This is a genomic window from Streptomyces sp. TLI_146 (assembly GCF_002846415.1).
In the GTDB taxonomy this organism is placed as follows: Bacteria; Actinomycetota; Actinomycetes; order Streptomycetales; family Streptomycetaceae; genus Streptomyces.
This window is the reverse complement of sequence record NZ_PJMX01000001.1, coordinates 5,526,750-5,540,847: the sequence shown is the minus strand read 5'-3', so window position 1 is coordinate 5,540,847 and position 14,098 is coordinate 5,526,750. Positions and strand designations below refer to the sequence as shown.

Below are 14,098 nucleotides of genomic sequence, written 5' to 3'. Positions count from 1 at the left end.
TCCCCCCTCCGGTGTTCGGAACGCCACCTTCGACCTGTACGTTCTCGTCCGTGTCTGCTGTGAAGAAGCCCGCGAAAATCGCACTGGCGGTCGCCGTCGCCGCGCTGCTGCCCGCGCTCACCGCCGCGCCCGCGTCGGCCGTGGCGAACGATGACAAACCGGGCACCCAGGGGCAGCCCGCCAAGCCGGCCGACCCCGGCAAGGCGGGCAAGGCACGCAAGGACCCCGACCCGCCGCCGGCCGGCATGTCGAAGGTCGGCGGCGCGCGGCTCGGGCAGCCCGGCACCCAGGTGAAGCTGGGCGCGGGCGCGCCGGTGCTGCCGATGGATCTGACGGGCCGCTCGTGGATCGTCGCGGACGCCGAGAACGGGCAGGTGCTCGCCTCGCACAACGCGCACTGGCGGCTGCCTCCCGCCTCCACCCTGAAGATGCTCTTCGCGGACACCGTACTGCCGAAGTTCCCCAAGACGGACGTGCACACGGTCGCCCCGGCCGACCTCGAAGGGATGGGCGAGGGCAGCAGCATCGTCCCCCTCCACGCGAACCTGCCGTACACCGTGCACGACCTGTGGCTCGGCGTCTTCCTGCGCTCGGGCAACGACGCCGTGCACGTCCTGTCGGCGATGAACGGCGGGGTGCCCAAGACCGTCCAGGACATGCAGGCGCACGCCGACGACCTCCAGGCGCTCGACACCCATGTGGTCTCGCCGGACGGCTACGACGCACCCGGCCAGGTGTCCAGCGCGTACGACCTCACCCTGTTCGCCCGCTCGGGCCTGCAGAAGAAGGACTTCCGCGAGTACTGCTCCACCGCCACCGCCAAGATCCCCGGCGCCGAAGGCAAGACCGCCGAGGGCAAGACCCCCGAGCGGGACTACATCGAGATCCAGAACACCAACCGGCTGCTCACCGGCGACAACGGCCTCAGCCCGTACAAGGGCATCGCGGGCGTCAAGAACGGCAACACCACCAACGCGGGCGCGACCTTCACCGGGGTCGCCGAGCGCGACGGCCGGGTGCTGCTCGTCACCGTGATGAACCCGGACTCCTCCGAGGGCCAGGCCGTCTACAAGGAGGCCGCCCGCCTCCTTGACTGGGGCTTCGCGGCGGCCGGCAAGGTCACCCCGGTGGGCGAGCTGGTCCCGCCCAAGTCGGCGGCGCCCAGCGGCGCCCCGCAGGGCTCGCCGCCCGCGGCGGCCGGCGCCGGCGACACCGCCAAGGCGGCGGTCACCACGAAGGGGCCGGGTTCCGGCGGTATCGGCACCGCGCTCGCCATCGCGGGCGGCGCGCTCCTGGTCGTCGCCGCCGGGGTGTTCCTGCTCAACCGGCGCTGGCCTCTTCCTGAGCTGGTGCGCCGGAAGAAGTGATATCGGGGTCGTCCTCCTTGGCCGGGGTGGCCGTCCAGGCGGCGCAGAACAGCAGCAGCTTCGCGGTGAAGTTGATCCACAGCAGCAGCGCGATGGGCACCCCGAACGCCCCGTACATGCTCTTGGCGGCGACCCCCTGCATATAGCCGCCGAGCAGCACCTTCAGCAGCTCGAACCCCACCGCGCCGATGATCCCGGCGGTCACCAGATGGCGGCGCGGCGGGGAGACCCCGGGCAGCAGGGTCAGTACGTACATCAGGACCAGGAAGTCGGCGGCGGCCGCCACCGCGATCGCCACGATCCGCAGGAACACCCGGCCGACGCCGTTCTCGTCGATGCCCAGCTGGTCGGCGGTCCAGCCGACGGCCGTCGAGCCGATCGAGGACGCGACGAACGAGGCGAGCCCCGCGCCGCCCAGCCCGACCAGCACCCCGCCGTCCTTGAGCTGGCGCAGGAACGGGTTCTCGCCCTCCTCGTCGTCCCGGTCCCACACCACCCGCAGACAGCCGCGCATCTGGCTGATCCAGCCGATGCCGGTGAACAGCAGCAGCGCCCCGGCGACCACCCCGACCGTGCCCGCGTTGCGGGTCAGGTCCTGGAGGTCGAGCTGGTCGGAGATGCCGGGGACCTGCTCGGCGAGGGTCTTCTGGAGCTTCTCGACGCGGCCCGGGGTCAGCACGGCGGCGGCGATCGCCGCGCTCACGGTCAGCAGCGGGAACAGCGCGAGAAAGCTGATGAAGGTGATCGCGGCGGCGAGCCGGGACCAGCGCACCCGGTCGAGCCTCTCGTACGAACGCCAGGCGTGCGTACGCATCAGCCGGACCACCCACGGTCCGACGACGGGAAGATTCTTCAGCCAGTCCATGACGTCCGAGTACCCTCCTCACCACGGAAGACAAGCGTCCGTGTGCCCCAAAAGCGCAGGCAGGTGGCGAGCGCCATGCCGAACACGGCGCCCGAGAGCGTGTCGGCGCGCGGCGAGGTGAAGCCGAGGCCGTAGTGCGTGACGGTGAGGCAGAGCAACTGCACCAGCGCCCCCGCGATGTTCACCGCGAAGAACACCGCGTACTCGCGGCCCCCGGCCCGGCTGCCCCGGTACGTACCGAAGGCATTGCCCAGGTACGCCACGGTGCACCCCGCCACGAAGGAGAGGCACTTGGCGGTGACCGGGTCCCACGCCAGGCCCGACCGCAGCCACACGAAGAGGCCGAGGTCGACGGCGTACGCGCAGATCCCGGCCAGCGCGAACCCGATGAGCTCGGCCCGGCGCACGCCTGCGAGCGCCCCGCGCGCCCGCGCTCCCGCCCCCGCCGCGCGCCTCACAGGTCGGCCACCGCGAGCCCGTACAGCGCGACCCACACCAGACCGATGACCACCAGCGCCCGGTCGTGCAGGACGACTTCCTCGGGGGCGCCCGCGCTCCCCCGGTCGGCGAACACGGCGAACCGCAGGATCCCGCCGATGAACGGGACCATCGACAGCTGCCGCCACGGCAGCAGCGAGCCGCCCGCCATACCGCCGCTCTCCAGCGCCCACATGCAGTACGCGAGGACCGCGACGCCCGCCGCGAGCTGCCAGACGAACCGCAGATAGCCGGTGGTGTACGCGTCGAGGAGCGCGCGGGTCTCGCCGCCGCGCCCCTCCATCTGGACTGCTTCGGAGTACCGCTTGGCCGCGACCATGAACAGCGCGCCGAATCCGGCGGTGATCAGGAACCAGCGCGAGAGCGGGATGGCGAGCGCGACCCCGCCGATCATCGCCCGCATCAGGAACCCGGAGGTGACCACGACGAGGTCGACGACGAGGACGTGCTTGAGCTTGACGCAGTAGGCGAGCTGCATCACCACGTACCCGGTGAGCAGCGTCGCCGTCATGGCGTTGCAGGTGAGGGCGGCGCCGAGCGGCGCGAGCAGGGCGAGCAGCCCCCCAACGGCGTACGCGACCGGCACCGGCACCTGCCCGGTGGCCACCGGCCGGTGGCACTTCTGTGGATGCGCGCGGTCCGCGGCGGCGTCGCGCGCGTCGTTGACGAGGTACACGGCGGACGCGGCGGCCGTGAACAGCACGAAGACCAGGGCGAGTTGGCGCAGGGTGTGGCGCGAGTCGAGCTGCCCGGCGGCGGCGGGCGCGGCGGCCACCAGCACGTTCTTGATCCACTGCCGGGGCCGCGCGGTCCTGAGCACACCCGCGGGCACCCCGAGCGCCCGCCGCCCCGGCTGCGAGGCCGCCTGCTCTTCGAGGACGACGAGGCCGGGGCGGGTCATGCGGGGGCTCCGGTGGTCCGGGGGGCGGGGGGTGCCGGGGGGTGGGGGCGGGTGGGGGGCTGGGGGGCGCTCAGGGGGTGCGGGCCGGCCAGGGGCCGCCGGTTGCCGAGGGGGTGCCGGTCGCCCAGGGGCTGCGGGCTGCCCACCCACCCCGCCCCCAGCCGGGCCGTGGCCGCGCCGAGGAGGGCTCCGGCCAGCACGTCCGAGGGGTAGTGGACGCCGACGACCAGCCGGGACACGCACATCGCGGCGGCGAGCGGCGGCACGAGCCGCGCCCCGGCGGGCCGCAGCGCGCCGTACGCGACGGCCGCCGCGGCCGCCGAGGTGGCGTGCGAGCTGGGGAACGAGTGCCGTCCGGCGGTACGCACCAGCGGCTCCCGGGCGACCAGTCGCGGCCGGGGCCGCCGCACCACCCGCTTCACACCCATGCTGACCAGATGCGCCCCCGCGACCACCACCGCGCCCCGCAGCCAGCCCCCGCGCCGCTCCCGGTCGACGGCGGCGGCGAGCGCCCCGCCCGCCAGCCATACCGCCCCGTGCTCCCCGGCGAACGAGAACGCGCGGGCGACGGCGGCCACCCGTGGCCGCGCCCCGCAGTCGCGCAGCGCCGACAGCAGCCGGTGGTCCGCGCCGGAGTACCGCATCCGCCACCCCACTTCCGTCCAATTCCGTGAGACAGCCCCGCCGATCGGCCGTCAGCCGTACGCGACTCTCCCCGGCGGCGACGCCAGATGCGCGTCAATGCCGCTTGACACTCACTCAATCACCCATTTCGGTGAGTATCACAACGAATAGGGCATAGCACCGCACAGAGAACACAACCCCCGCTACGGTCGCTCCCATGCCTGCCGCCACTCCCCCGACCCCCGTGACCGGCTGGGGCCGCACCGCCCCGACGGCCGCCCGGCTGGTCCGCCCGCGTACGTACGAGGAGGCGGTGGCCGCCGTCCTCGCGGGCGGGGCGCGCGGGTCCATCGCACGGGGCCTCGGCCGGGCGTACGGCGACGCCGCGCAGAACGCGGGCGGCGCTGTCCTGGACATGACCGGCCTCGACCGCATCCGCAGGATCGACGCCGAGGCGGGCGTGGTGGTCTGCGAGGCGGGCGTCAGCCTGCACCGCCTGATGGAAGTCCTGCTGCCGCTGGGCTGGTTCGTGCCGGTGACGCCCGGGACGCGGTACGTCACGGTCGGCGGCGCGATCGGCGCGGACATCCACGGCAAGAACCACCACGGCTCGGGCGCGTTCTCGCGCCATGTGCGCGAGCTGGACCTGCTGACGGCGAACGGCGAGGTCCGCACGCTGAGGCCGACGGACGACCTGTTCCGGGCAACGGCTGGCGGAATGGGCCTGACCGGAGTGATCCTGGCGTCCGAGCTCCAACTCCACCCCGTACAGACGTCATTGATGACGGTGGACACGGAACGGGCGGCGGACCTCGACGACTTGATGGAGCGGCTGTCGGCGACGGACCACCGCTACCGCTACTCGGTGGCGTGGATCGACCTGCTGGCGCGCGGCGCGCGGACGGGCCGAGCGGTCCTGACGAGAGGGGACCACGCGCCGCTGGACGCACTGCCGAGGCGCGCTCAAGGCGCCCCCCTGCGCTTCCGTGCGCCCCGTCTGCCGAGGGTGCCGCGCCACTTCCCAGAGGGCCTCCTGACCAGGGCAACGGTCACCGCGTTCAACGAACTCTGGTACCGCAAAGCACCGAGGCACCGCACGGGCGAACTCCAGTCGATCGCGACGTTCTTCCACCCCCTGGACGGCGTCCCGCACTGGAACCGGATCTACGGCAGGAGCGGCTTCGTCCAGTACCAGTTCGTGGTCGGCCACGGCCAGGAGGAGGCGCTGCGCCGCGTGGTGCACCGCATCGCGCGGCGGGGCTGCCCGTCCTTCCTGGCGGTCCTCAAACGCTTCGGCGAGTCCGACCCCGGCTGGCTCTCCTTCCCGCGCCCCGGCTGGACCCTGGCCCTGGACATCCCGGCGGGCCTGCCGGGCCTGGGCGGCTTCCTGGACGAGCTGGACGAGGAGGTGGCGGGCGCGGGCGGCCGCGTGTACCTGGCGAAGGACGCGCGGGTGCGCCCGGAGGTGCTGGAGGGGATGTACCCACGGCTGCCGGAGTTCCGCTCCCTGCGCCGCGAACTGGACCCCGACGGGGTCTTCACCTCGGACCTCGCCCGCCGCCTGAACCTCTGACGGTCGCCATCCACTGAGGAGTTGAGAGATGAAGGACGCATTCGGCACCCCGCAGTCCCTGCTGGTCCTGGGCGGTACGTCCGAGATCGGCCTGGCCACGGCGCGCCGGCTGGTGGCCCGCCGGACCCGTACGGTCTGGCTGGCGGGGCGACCGTCGCCCGCGCTGGACGCCGCCGCGGCGGAGCTGCGGGAGCTGGGCGCGGACGTGCACACGCTCGGCTTCGACGCGCTGGACGCGCAGTCGCACGAGACGGTCCTGGGCAAGGTCTTCGCCCAGGGCGACATCGACATGGTCCTGCTGGCGTTCGGGATCCTGGGCGACCAGGTACGGGACGAGGGGTCGCCGCTGGCGGCGGTACGGGTCGCGCAGACCAACTACACGGGCGCGGTCTCGGCGTCCCTGATCTGCGCGAAGGCCCTCCAGTCCCAGGGCCACGGCTCCCTGGTGGTCCTCTCCTCGGTGGCGGGCGAACGCGCCCGCCGCACCAACTTCATCTACGGCTCCAGCAAGGCGGGCCTGGACGCCTTCACCCAGGGCCTGGGCGACGCCCTCCACGGCTCCGGCGTCCACGTCATGGTGGTCCGCCCCGGCTACGTCCGCACCAAGATGACCCTGGGCCTCCCGGAGGCTCCCTTGGCCACGACCCCGGAGGCGGTGGCGGAGTCGATCGAGACGGGCTTGAGGAGAAGGTCGGAGGTGGTGTGGGTGCCCGGAGCACTGAGGGTGGTGATGTCGGCACTGAGGCATGTACCGCGCCCGATTTTCCGGAGGCTGCCGGTGTGAGGGGGAGGGGGCGAAGCCCCCTCCAGGGGCGCGGGGAACTGCGCGACCGGCCACAGCCGACCGGCAGACGAACGGGGGTCCGGGGCGAAGCCCCGAAGCGGGGTGCAGGGGCCGCAGGCCCCGCCAGGGGTGCAGGGGGCGGAGCCCCCGCAACGGGGTCCGGGGGCGAAGCCCCCGGGAGACCGCCTCAGCCCACCCCCCACCCCCGGAGGGTTAAGGGAAGGGGCGGGGTGGGGAACCCTCAGGCCCGAACAGACGGCTCATCCCGAGACGCCCCCTGAACCGGCACCCCACTCAACCCAAACCCGTACTCGTACAACTTCCGCCACACCCCGTCCCCACCCTGCTCATACAGAGCGAACCCCCCACACGTCCACTCCGCCTCGAACCCCGCCAGCTCGGCGAACGCCCGGTCCATCCCCTCCTCGGAGATCCCGTGCGCCACGGTCACATGCGGGTGGTACGGGAACTGAAGATCACGCACAAGCGGCCCCGCCGAATCCCGCACCCGCTGCTGCAACCACGCACAGTCCGCCCCACCCTCGACGACCTGTACGAACACCACCGGCGACAGCGGCCGGAACGTCCCCGTCCCGGACAGCCGCATCGGAAACGCCCGCCCCGCCGCGGCGACCTCGGCCAGATGCGCCCGGATCGCGGGCAGACACGCCGCGTCGACCTCGGTCGGCGGAAGGAGGGTGACATGCGTGGGAATCCCGTACGCGGCGGGATCCCCGAAGCCCGCGCGCCGCTCCTGGAGCAGGCTGCCGTACGGCTCCGGGACCGCGATCGAAACGCCGAGCGTTACGGTCCCCACGTCGTTCTCCTCCGTCGTTGTCCGGGTACGTCTGTGTCCGTCAGTGTGCAGTGTGGCGGGCGCGCCGCCGTTCTGGCCAGAGCCCTTGGCGGCGCCACCGGTCACACGGCCCGGGGCACGGCCCGGCCCACGGGCCACGCCCGCGCGCCGCACGCCCCCCACACCCCGCGCCGAGCCGCGGCTCAGTGCTTGGCGGGCAGGAACCCGACCCGCTCATATGCCGTGGCCAGCGTCTCGGCGGCGACCGCCCGCGCCTTCTCCGCACCCTTGGCCAGGACCGAGTCCAGCGTCTCGGGGTCGTCCAGATATTCCTGCGTCCGGTCCCGGAACGGCGTGACGAACTCCACCATCACCTCGGCGAGGTCCGTCTTCAGCGCCCCGTACATCTTGCCCTCGTACTCCGTCTCCAGCTCGGCGATCGTCTTGCCGGTGAGGGTGGAGTAGATGGTCAGCAGGTTGGAGACGCCCGGCTTGTTCTCGGCGTCGTACTTGATCACCGTGTCCGTGTCGGTGACCGCGCTCTTGACCTTCTTGGCCGTGGTCTTCGGCTCGTCGAGCAGGTTGATCAGGCCCTTCGGCGTGGACGCCGACTTGCTCATCTTGATCGACGGGTCCTGCAGGTCGTAGATCTTCGCCGTCTCCTTGAGGATGTACGGCTTGGGGATCTTGAACGTGTCGCCGAACCGGCCGTTGAAGCGCTCGGCCAGATCACGGGTGAGCTCGACGTGCTGGCGCTGGTCCTCGCCGACCGGGACCTCGTTGGCCTGGTAGAGCAGGATGTCCGCGACCTGGAGGATCGGGTACGTGAACAGGCCGACGGTGGCGCGGTCGGCGCCCTGCTTCGCCGACTTGTCCTTGAACTGCGTCATCCGGGACGCCTCGCCGAAGCCCGCCAGACAGTTCATGACCCAGGCGAGCTGGGCGTGCTCCGGCACGTGGCTCTGCACGAACAGCGTGCAGCGCTCCGGGTCGAGCCCGGCGGCCAGCAGCTGGGCGGCGGCGAGCCGCGTGTTGGCCCGCAGCTCCTTCGGGTCCTGCGGAACGGTGATCGCATGCAGGTCCACGACCATGTAGAACGCGTCGTGGGACTCCTGCAGCGCCACCCATTGGCGGACCGCGCCGAGGTAGTTGCCGAGGTGGAACGAGCCTGCGGTGGGCTGGATTCCGGAGAGCACGCGGAGACGATCAGAGGCCATGCTCATCATTCTCTCAGGTGGCGCAGACAGCTCGGAAACGGTTGTGGATACGAACCGGCGCATGGCTCCAGGGACGAACCCACGAACGCTTCGAGGACCGGATCCGGGACCGGGTTCAGGAGCGGATCGAGGACCGGGTTCAGGACCGCATCGGGGACGCCGGACGAACGAGTCGGCGCGGGCACCGGGACGCCCGGAACGCCGGGAACGTGTCCTGAACGAGTGGGAACCGATCGGCGGCGGGCGGTGTATGTGAGGTGTGAGGACGCGGGAGGGGGGCCGGATCGACGTCGACGAGGCCGCGGTGATCGCACGCGTACGCGCCGGGGAGGCGGAGGCGTACGCCGAGCTGGTGCGCGCCCACACGGCCCCGGCGCTGCGGGTGGCCGCGGCGTTCGGCGCGGGGGCGGACGCGGAGGACGTGGTGCAGTCCGCGTTCTTCAAGGCGTACCGCACGCTGGGCCGCTTCCGGGACGGCTCGCCGTTCCGGCCCTGGCTGATACGGATCGTGGTGAATGAGACGAGGAACACAGTGCGCTCCGCGGCCCGCCACCGCGCCGCCACGGGCCGGGAGGCGGCGCTGACGGAGGCCGAGCCGTTGATACCGGAATCGGCGGACCCGGCGGTCGCCGCGGTCGAGGAGGAGCGCCGCGCGCAGCTCACGGCCGCGCTCGACGAGCTGAGCGAGGAGCACCGCCAGGTCGTGACCTGCCGCTATCTCCTGGAGATGGACGAGGCGGAGACAGCGGCCGCGCTGGGCTGGGCGCGCGGCACGGTGAAGTCCCGGCTCAACCGGGCGCTGCGGAAACTGGGCCGGATCCTGCCGCCGGACGTCCTGGGAGGAGGTGGGAAGGAGCATGAGTGAGGACGCCGACGACCGCCGCGAGGCGGGCGACACCCCTGGTCGGGCGTCGCTGCCGGAGGAGCTGCGGGCGCTGGGCCGCGGCATACGGGTGCCCGATGTGGACGGCGAGTCGATGGCCGAGCGGGTGCTGGCCCGGATCCTCGCGGAGCACGTGCCGGTGCCGGTGGCCGAGCCGCCGGGCCGGTGGGCACGGGCCCGCGCCTGGGCCCGGCGCCGTTGGCGCGCCCTGGCGGCCGCGCTCTCGGGCCTGCTGGTGATCCTCGTGCTCACTCCCCCGGTCCGCGCGGCGGTGGCGGACTGGTTCGGCTTCGGCGGTGTGGCCGCCCGGGTCGACCCCACGGCGACGCGCGCCGGGGCGCCCGGCGGCGGGGCGCCGGAGTGCGCGGACGGGGCGGGGCCGCTCTCGGTGCTGGAGGCGGCGGCGCGGGCCGGATTCGACCCGCTGCTGCCGTCGGCACTGGGCGAACCGGCGGGCGCCTCGGTGTCCGCGGACCGCCGGATCCTGTCGGTGTGCTGGCACCCGGACGGCGGCCGGACGATCCGCGTCGACGAGTTCCGGGCTACACCCGCCCCGCTCTTCTACAAGACGATCCATGTGCCGTGGGAGTCGGCGCGGGTGCACGGCGACGACTCGGCGCTGTGGTTCGGCGAGCCCCATGAGCTGCGGATGCTCCTCCAGGACGAGGAGGGCAGGCCGTACGAGCCGGTGGTGCGGACCTCGGGCCCGACGCTGGTCTGGCGGGCGCGCGGCGAGCTGACCCTGCGCCTTGAGGGCGTGTCGTCGAAGTCCCGGGCACAGGAGATCGCGAATTCGACCCCCTGAAACCGGGAACCCCGGCGCCTCGGGCGGTGTACCAGAAGTGACGCGGTACGGAGGGCCCGTACCGGGAGCGGCTGGGGGGATCCCATGCGGTGGCGAGGAGTACGGACGGGGACGACAGAGACGGGAACGACGGGGACGGGGACGACAGGGGCGGGGACGACAGGGACTGGTTCGGCGGTACGGGGCCGGGGCCCGGGCGGGCGCAGGCGCGGCGGGTCCGTGGTGCGGGGGTTCCTGTCCCTCGCCGTGGCCCTGGCACTGGGGCTGCCGGCCGCCCCGGCCGCCCACGCGGGTGGCCCGACCAGCGTGCTGATCGTGTCGCCGGAGAGCGAGCAGACGGCCGCGCGCTACCACTCGGACGCGGACTACTCGACGCTCATGACCCTGCTCGGCCAGCCGAACCAGGGCCAGAAGGAGCGCCCGCCGTCGCTGGAGGCGGCGATGCACTCCCGCCAGATCAATGTGACGTGGCTGGCCCACGACATGGCCCCCTGGAGGCTGGACCGCGTCTTCACCAGCGACGACACCACCACGGTCTGGATACACACGGCGGCCGACCTCCCCCGCACCTACAACGGCTGCTGGCACCGCGCCCAGCACCCCGCCGAACTGCGGGCGCTGCTGAAGAAACTGGGGGTGATGGGCCCGGCCACCGCCGGCGGCTCGCCCGGGGTGGCACCACAGCAGTGGACGACACCACCGGCCGAGCCGGAGGAGGGGCAGGAGCAAGAGCAGGGGCAGGGGCAGGAAGAGACGGCGACGGGGACGGTGACGGTCGGGAAGAGCGTCTCCGACTCGGCGACGACCGGCTGGTGGTGGGCCCTGCCGGGCCTGACCGTCGGCGCCGCACTCGCCCTGCTCATACGCCCGTGGGCGACCCGCCTCCCGGCCACCGTCACCACCTACTGGCGAAGTGGCGACGAGGGGCCGCGCCAGGAACTGCGGGACGTGGACGACCGGGAAGGCGGAGACGGCTGGGGCGGTGGCGCCGACAGGCCCTAGTCCCTGGTCCCTAGTCCGTCGGAAGCCCTGGCGCCGGGAACGCCGCCATCAGCTCGGCCACCTCGGCGCGGATGGCCGCGAGGGCGTCCTCGTCGCCGGTGCGGGCCGCGGTGACGCCCCGGTCGATCCAGTCGGCCACGGCCGCCATGTGCTGCGTACCGAGACCGCGGGAGGTGAGGGACGGGGTGCCGATCCGGATGCCCGAGGGGTCGAACGGCTTCCTCGGGTCGTACGGGACGGTGTTGTAGTTGACGACGATCCCGGCCCGGTCGAGGGCCTTCGCGGCGACCTTGCCCGGGACGTCCTTGGGGGTGAGGTCCATCAGGATCAGATGGTTGTCCGTGCCGCCGGAGACCAGGTCGAAGCCGCGCGCAAGGAGCTGCTCGGCGAGGGCCCCGGCGTTGGCGACGACGGCCTGCGCGTAGTCGCGGAAGGAGGGCTGGGCCGCCTCGCGGAGGGCGACGGCGATCGCCGCGGTGGTCTGGTTGTGCGGGCCGCCCTGGAGGCCGGGGAAGACGGCCTTGTCGATGGCCTTGGCATGCTGCTCGCGGGACATGAGCATCGCGCCGCGCGGGCCGCGCAGGGTCTTGTGGGTGGTCGTGGAGATCACGTCCGCGTGCGGGACCGGGGACGGATGGGCGCCACCGGCGATCAGGCCCGCGATGTGCGCGACGTCGGCGACCAGGACGGAGCCCGCCTCCCGGGCGATCTCCGCGAAGGCCGCGAAGTCGATGGTGCGGGGAAGGGCGGTGCCGCCACAGAAAATGATCTTCGGCCGTTCCTTGAGGGCGAGTTCGCGCACCTCGTCGAAGTCGATGAGACCGGTGTCGTGGCGTACGCCGTACTGGACGCCGCGGAACCACTTGCCGGTCGCGGAGACGCCCCAGCCGTGGGTGAGGTGGCCGCCCATGGGGAGGGCCATGCCCATCACGGTGTCGCCGGGCTCGGCGAAGGCGAGGTAGACGGCGAGGTTGGCGGGCGAGCCGGAGTAGGGCTGGACGTTGGCGTGCTCGACGCCGAACAGCGTCTTCGCCCGCTCCACGGCGAGCGTCTCGACCAGGTCGATGTTCTGCTGGCCCTCGTAGTAGCGGCGCCCCGAGTAGCCCTCGCTGTACTTGTTCTGCAGCACCGTGCCGGAGGCTTCGAGGACGGCCTGCGAGACGTAGTTCTCGCTGGGGATCAGCCGCAGGGTGTCCGACTGCAACCGTTCCTCGGCGGCGACGAGCGCGGCGAGTTCGGGGTCGGTGGCGGAAAGGGCCGGGTGGGAAAGGGGCAGGCTCATGGCGTCCTCCGGGGTCCGTCGTGGTCCCGGGTGCCCAGGCGGGCGGCACCTCGTGCGCATGTCACGTACGGCTCCCCCGGGGTCGCTTCCCCGTGCGCCAGTCGCCGTACGTACCACCCACCCTAACGGGCGCGCCGAGAATCAAGGTTTCCTCGTCCAGCATCCGAGCGACGAGGGAAACTGGCGTTACCCCAGTCCCACGCCGCACGATGAAACGGAGACCCCGTGTCTACTACATCGGACGCCATCCGCTCTGCCGAGGCTCACAGTGCGCACAACTACCATCCGTTGCCCGTAGTCGTCGCCTCGGCCGAGGGCGCGTGGATGACCGATGTCGAGGGGCGCCGCTTCCTCGACATGCTCGCCGGGTACTCGGCGCTGAACTTCGGGCACGGCAACCGCCGGCTGATCGACGCGGCCAAGGCGCAGCTGGAGAGAGTGACGCTCACGTCGAGGGCGTTCCACCACGACCGGTTCGCCGAGTTCTGCGGGCAGCTCGCCGAGCTGTGCGGCAAGGAGATGGTGCTGCCCATGAACACCGGGGCGGAGGCCGTCGAGACGGCCGTGAAGACCGCCCGGAAGTGGGGGTACCGGGTCAAGGGCGTGCCGGACGGGATGGCGAAGATCGTGGTCGCCGCCAACAACTTCCACGGGCGGACGACCACGATCGTCAGCTTCTCCACGGACCCGGAGGCCCGCGCGGACTACGGGCCGTACACCCCGGGGTTCGAGATCGTGCCGTACGGGGACCTGACCGCGCTCTCGGCGGCCGTCACCGAGAACACCGTGGCGGTGCTGCTTGAGCCGATCCAGGGCGAGGCCGGGGTGCTGGTGCCGCCGCACGGATATCTGCCGGGCGTACGGGAGTTGACGCGCGAGCGGAACGTGCTGTTCATCGCGGACGAGATCCAGTCGGGGCTCGGCCGGACCGGGAAGACGTTCGCGTGCGAGCACGAGGATGTGGTGCCCGATCTGTATGTGCTGGGCAAGGCGCTCGGCGGCGGGGTCGTGCCGGTCTCGGCGGTGGTGGGCTCGGCGGAGGTGCTCGGGGTGTTCCGCCCCGGCGAGCACGGCTCGACCTTCGGCGGCAACCCGCTGGCGTGCGCGGTCGGTCTGGAGGTCATCGCGATGCTGCGCACCGGTGAGTACCAGCAGCGGGCGACCGAGCTCGGTGAGCACCTGCACCACGAGCTGGGGCTGCTGGCCGGCACCGGCGCGGTCGAGGCGGTGCGCGGGCGCGGCCTGTGGGCGGGTGTCGACATCAACCCGTCGTACGGGACGGGGCGGCAGATCTCCGAGCAGCTCATGGACCGGGGCGTCCTGGTCAAGGACACCCATGGCTCGACGATCCGGATCGCCCCGCCGCTGGTGATCAGCAAGGAGGACCTGGACTGGGGGCTCGACCAGCTGCGGGCGGTGCTGGCGCGGGAGTAGTCCCGGGCGGGTCATGCGGGGCTCGGTCGGCCACCGGCACAACCGGCTTCTGCGGCAGGGCCGTTGA

At 72.5% G+C, this 14,098-nt stretch carries 13 protein-coding genes, 1 pseudogene and 1 riboswitch; of the genes and pseudogenes, 7 read left to right on the top strand and 7 right to left on the bottom strand.

Annotated features, from left to right (window positions below; genetic code table 11):
* Positions 1 to 50: 50 nt before the first annotated feature.
* Positions 51 to 1,367 (top strand): D-alanyl-D-alanine carboxypeptidase family protein, encoded by a 1,317-nt coding sequence (locus BX283_RS24900; protein ID WP_257583774.1) that lies wholly within the window; start codon positions 51 to 53, stop codon positions 1,365 to 1,367.
* Here BX283_RS24900 and BX283_RS24895 read toward each other — a convergent pair.
* The 4 genes and pseudogenes from BX283_RS24895 to BX283_RS24880 form a co-directional block, all read right to left on the bottom strand.
* Entirely contained in the window at positions 1,321 to 2,232 is a 912-nt protein-coding gene (locus BX283_RS24895; protein ID WP_101389712.1) for a YihY/virulence factor BrkB family protein, read from the bottom strand. The two genes, BX283_RS24900 and BX283_RS24895, sit on opposite strands and share 47 nt — an antisense overlap.
* Entirely contained in the window at positions 2,220 to 2,639 is a 420-nt protein-coding gene (locus BX283_RS24890; protein ID WP_257583773.1) for a GtrA family protein, read from the bottom strand. Before BX283_RS24890 ends, BX283_RS24895 begins: the two co-directional genes overlap by 13 nt.
* 47 nt (positions 2,640 to 2,686) lie before the next feature.
* Positions 2,687 to 3,631 (bottom strand): decaprenyl-phosphate phosphoribosyltransferase, encoded by a 945-nt coding sequence (locus BX283_RS24885; RefSeq protein ID WP_101389710.1) that lies wholly within the window; start codon positions 3,629 to 3,631, stop codon positions 2,687 to 2,689.
* Between the two features lie 143 nt (positions 3,632 to 3,774).
* Positions 3,775 to 4,275: pseudogene (locus BX283_RS24880) on the bottom strand (phosphatase PAP2 family protein); the annotation flags it as partial.
* 197 nt (positions 4,276 to 4,472) lie between these two features.
* Here BX283_RS24880 and BX283_RS24875 point away from each other — a divergent pair.
* Positions 4,473 to 5,828 carry an FAD-binding protein gene (locus BX283_RS24875; RefSeq protein WP_101389708.1) on the top strand — a complete coding sequence of 452 codons (1,356 nt, stop codon included), beginning with the start codon at positions 4,473 to 4,475 and terminating at the stop codon, positions 5,826 to 5,828.
* 28 nt (positions 5,829 to 5,856) lie between these two features.
* Complete coding sequence (locus BX283_RS24870) at positions 5,857 to 6,612, top strand: decaprenylphospho-beta-D-erythro-pentofuranosid-2-ulose 2-reductase (protein WP_101389707.1); 756 nt, start codon at positions 5,857 to 5,859, stop codon at positions 6,610 to 6,612.
* A gap of 241 nt (positions 6,613 to 6,853) precedes the next feature.
* Here BX283_RS24870 and BX283_RS24865 read toward each other — a convergent pair whose 3' ends face one another.
* Positions 6,854 to 7,429 (bottom strand): 2'-5' RNA ligase family protein, encoded by a 576-nt coding sequence (locus BX283_RS24865; protein ID WP_101389706.1) that lies wholly within the window; start codon positions 7,427 to 7,429, stop codon positions 6,854 to 6,856.
* A 182-nt stretch (positions 7,430 to 7,611) separates the two neighbouring features.
* Positions 7,612 to 8,625, bottom strand: coding sequence for a tryptophan--tRNA ligase (gene trpS / locus BX283_RS24860; RefSeq protein ID WP_101389705.1), 1,014 nt, complete (start codon positions 8,623 to 8,625; stop codon positions 7,612 to 7,614).
* A gap of 259 nt (positions 8,626 to 8,884) precedes the next feature.
* Between trpS and BX283_RS24855 the strand changes: the two genes are divergently transcribed.
* From BX283_RS24855 to BX283_RS24845, 3 genes are all read left to right on the top strand, one after another.
* Positions 8,885 to 9,490 carry an RNA polymerase sigma factor gene (locus tag BX283_RS24855; RefSeq protein WP_101389704.1) on the top strand — a complete coding sequence of 202 codons (606 nt, stop codon included), beginning with the start codon at positions 8,885 to 8,887 and terminating at the stop codon, positions 9,488 to 9,490.
* Positions 9,483 to 10,313, top strand: coding sequence for a hypothetical protein (locus BX283_RS24850; protein ID WP_101389703.1), 831 nt, complete (start codon positions 9,483 to 9,485; stop codon positions 10,311 to 10,313). The genes BX283_RS24855 and BX283_RS24850 overlap by 8 nt, the downstream gene beginning before the upstream one ends.
* Positions 10,314 to 10,532: 219 nt before the next feature.
* Positions 10,533 to 11,315 carry a hypothetical protein gene (locus BX283_RS24845; RefSeq protein ID WP_257583770.1) on the top strand — a complete coding sequence of 261 codons (783 nt, stop codon included), beginning with the start codon at positions 10,533 to 10,535 and terminating at the stop codon, positions 11,313 to 11,315.
* A 10-nt stretch (positions 11,316 to 11,325) separates the two neighbouring features.
* Here BX283_RS24845 and glyA read toward each other — a convergent pair whose 3' ends face one another.
* Positions 11,326 to 12,597 carry a serine hydroxymethyltransferase gene (gene glyA, locus BX283_RS24840; protein ID WP_101389702.1) on the bottom strand — a complete coding sequence of 424 codons (1,272 nt, stop codon included), beginning with the start codon at positions 12,595 to 12,597 and terminating at the stop codon, positions 11,326 to 11,328.
* A gap of 25 nt (positions 12,598 to 12,622) precedes the next feature.
* A riboswitch (ZMP/ZTP riboswitch) is annotated at positions 12,623 to 12,712 on the bottom strand.
* 110 nt (positions 12,713 to 12,822) lie between these two features.
* Here glyA and rocD point away from each other — a divergent pair.
* Positions 12,823 to 14,031, top strand: coding sequence for an ornithine--oxo-acid transaminase (rocD, locus tag BX283_RS24835; RefSeq protein WP_101389701.1), 1,209 nt, complete (start codon positions 12,823 to 12,825; stop codon positions 14,029 to 14,031).
* Positions 14,032 to 14,098: the final 67 nt, after the last annotated feature.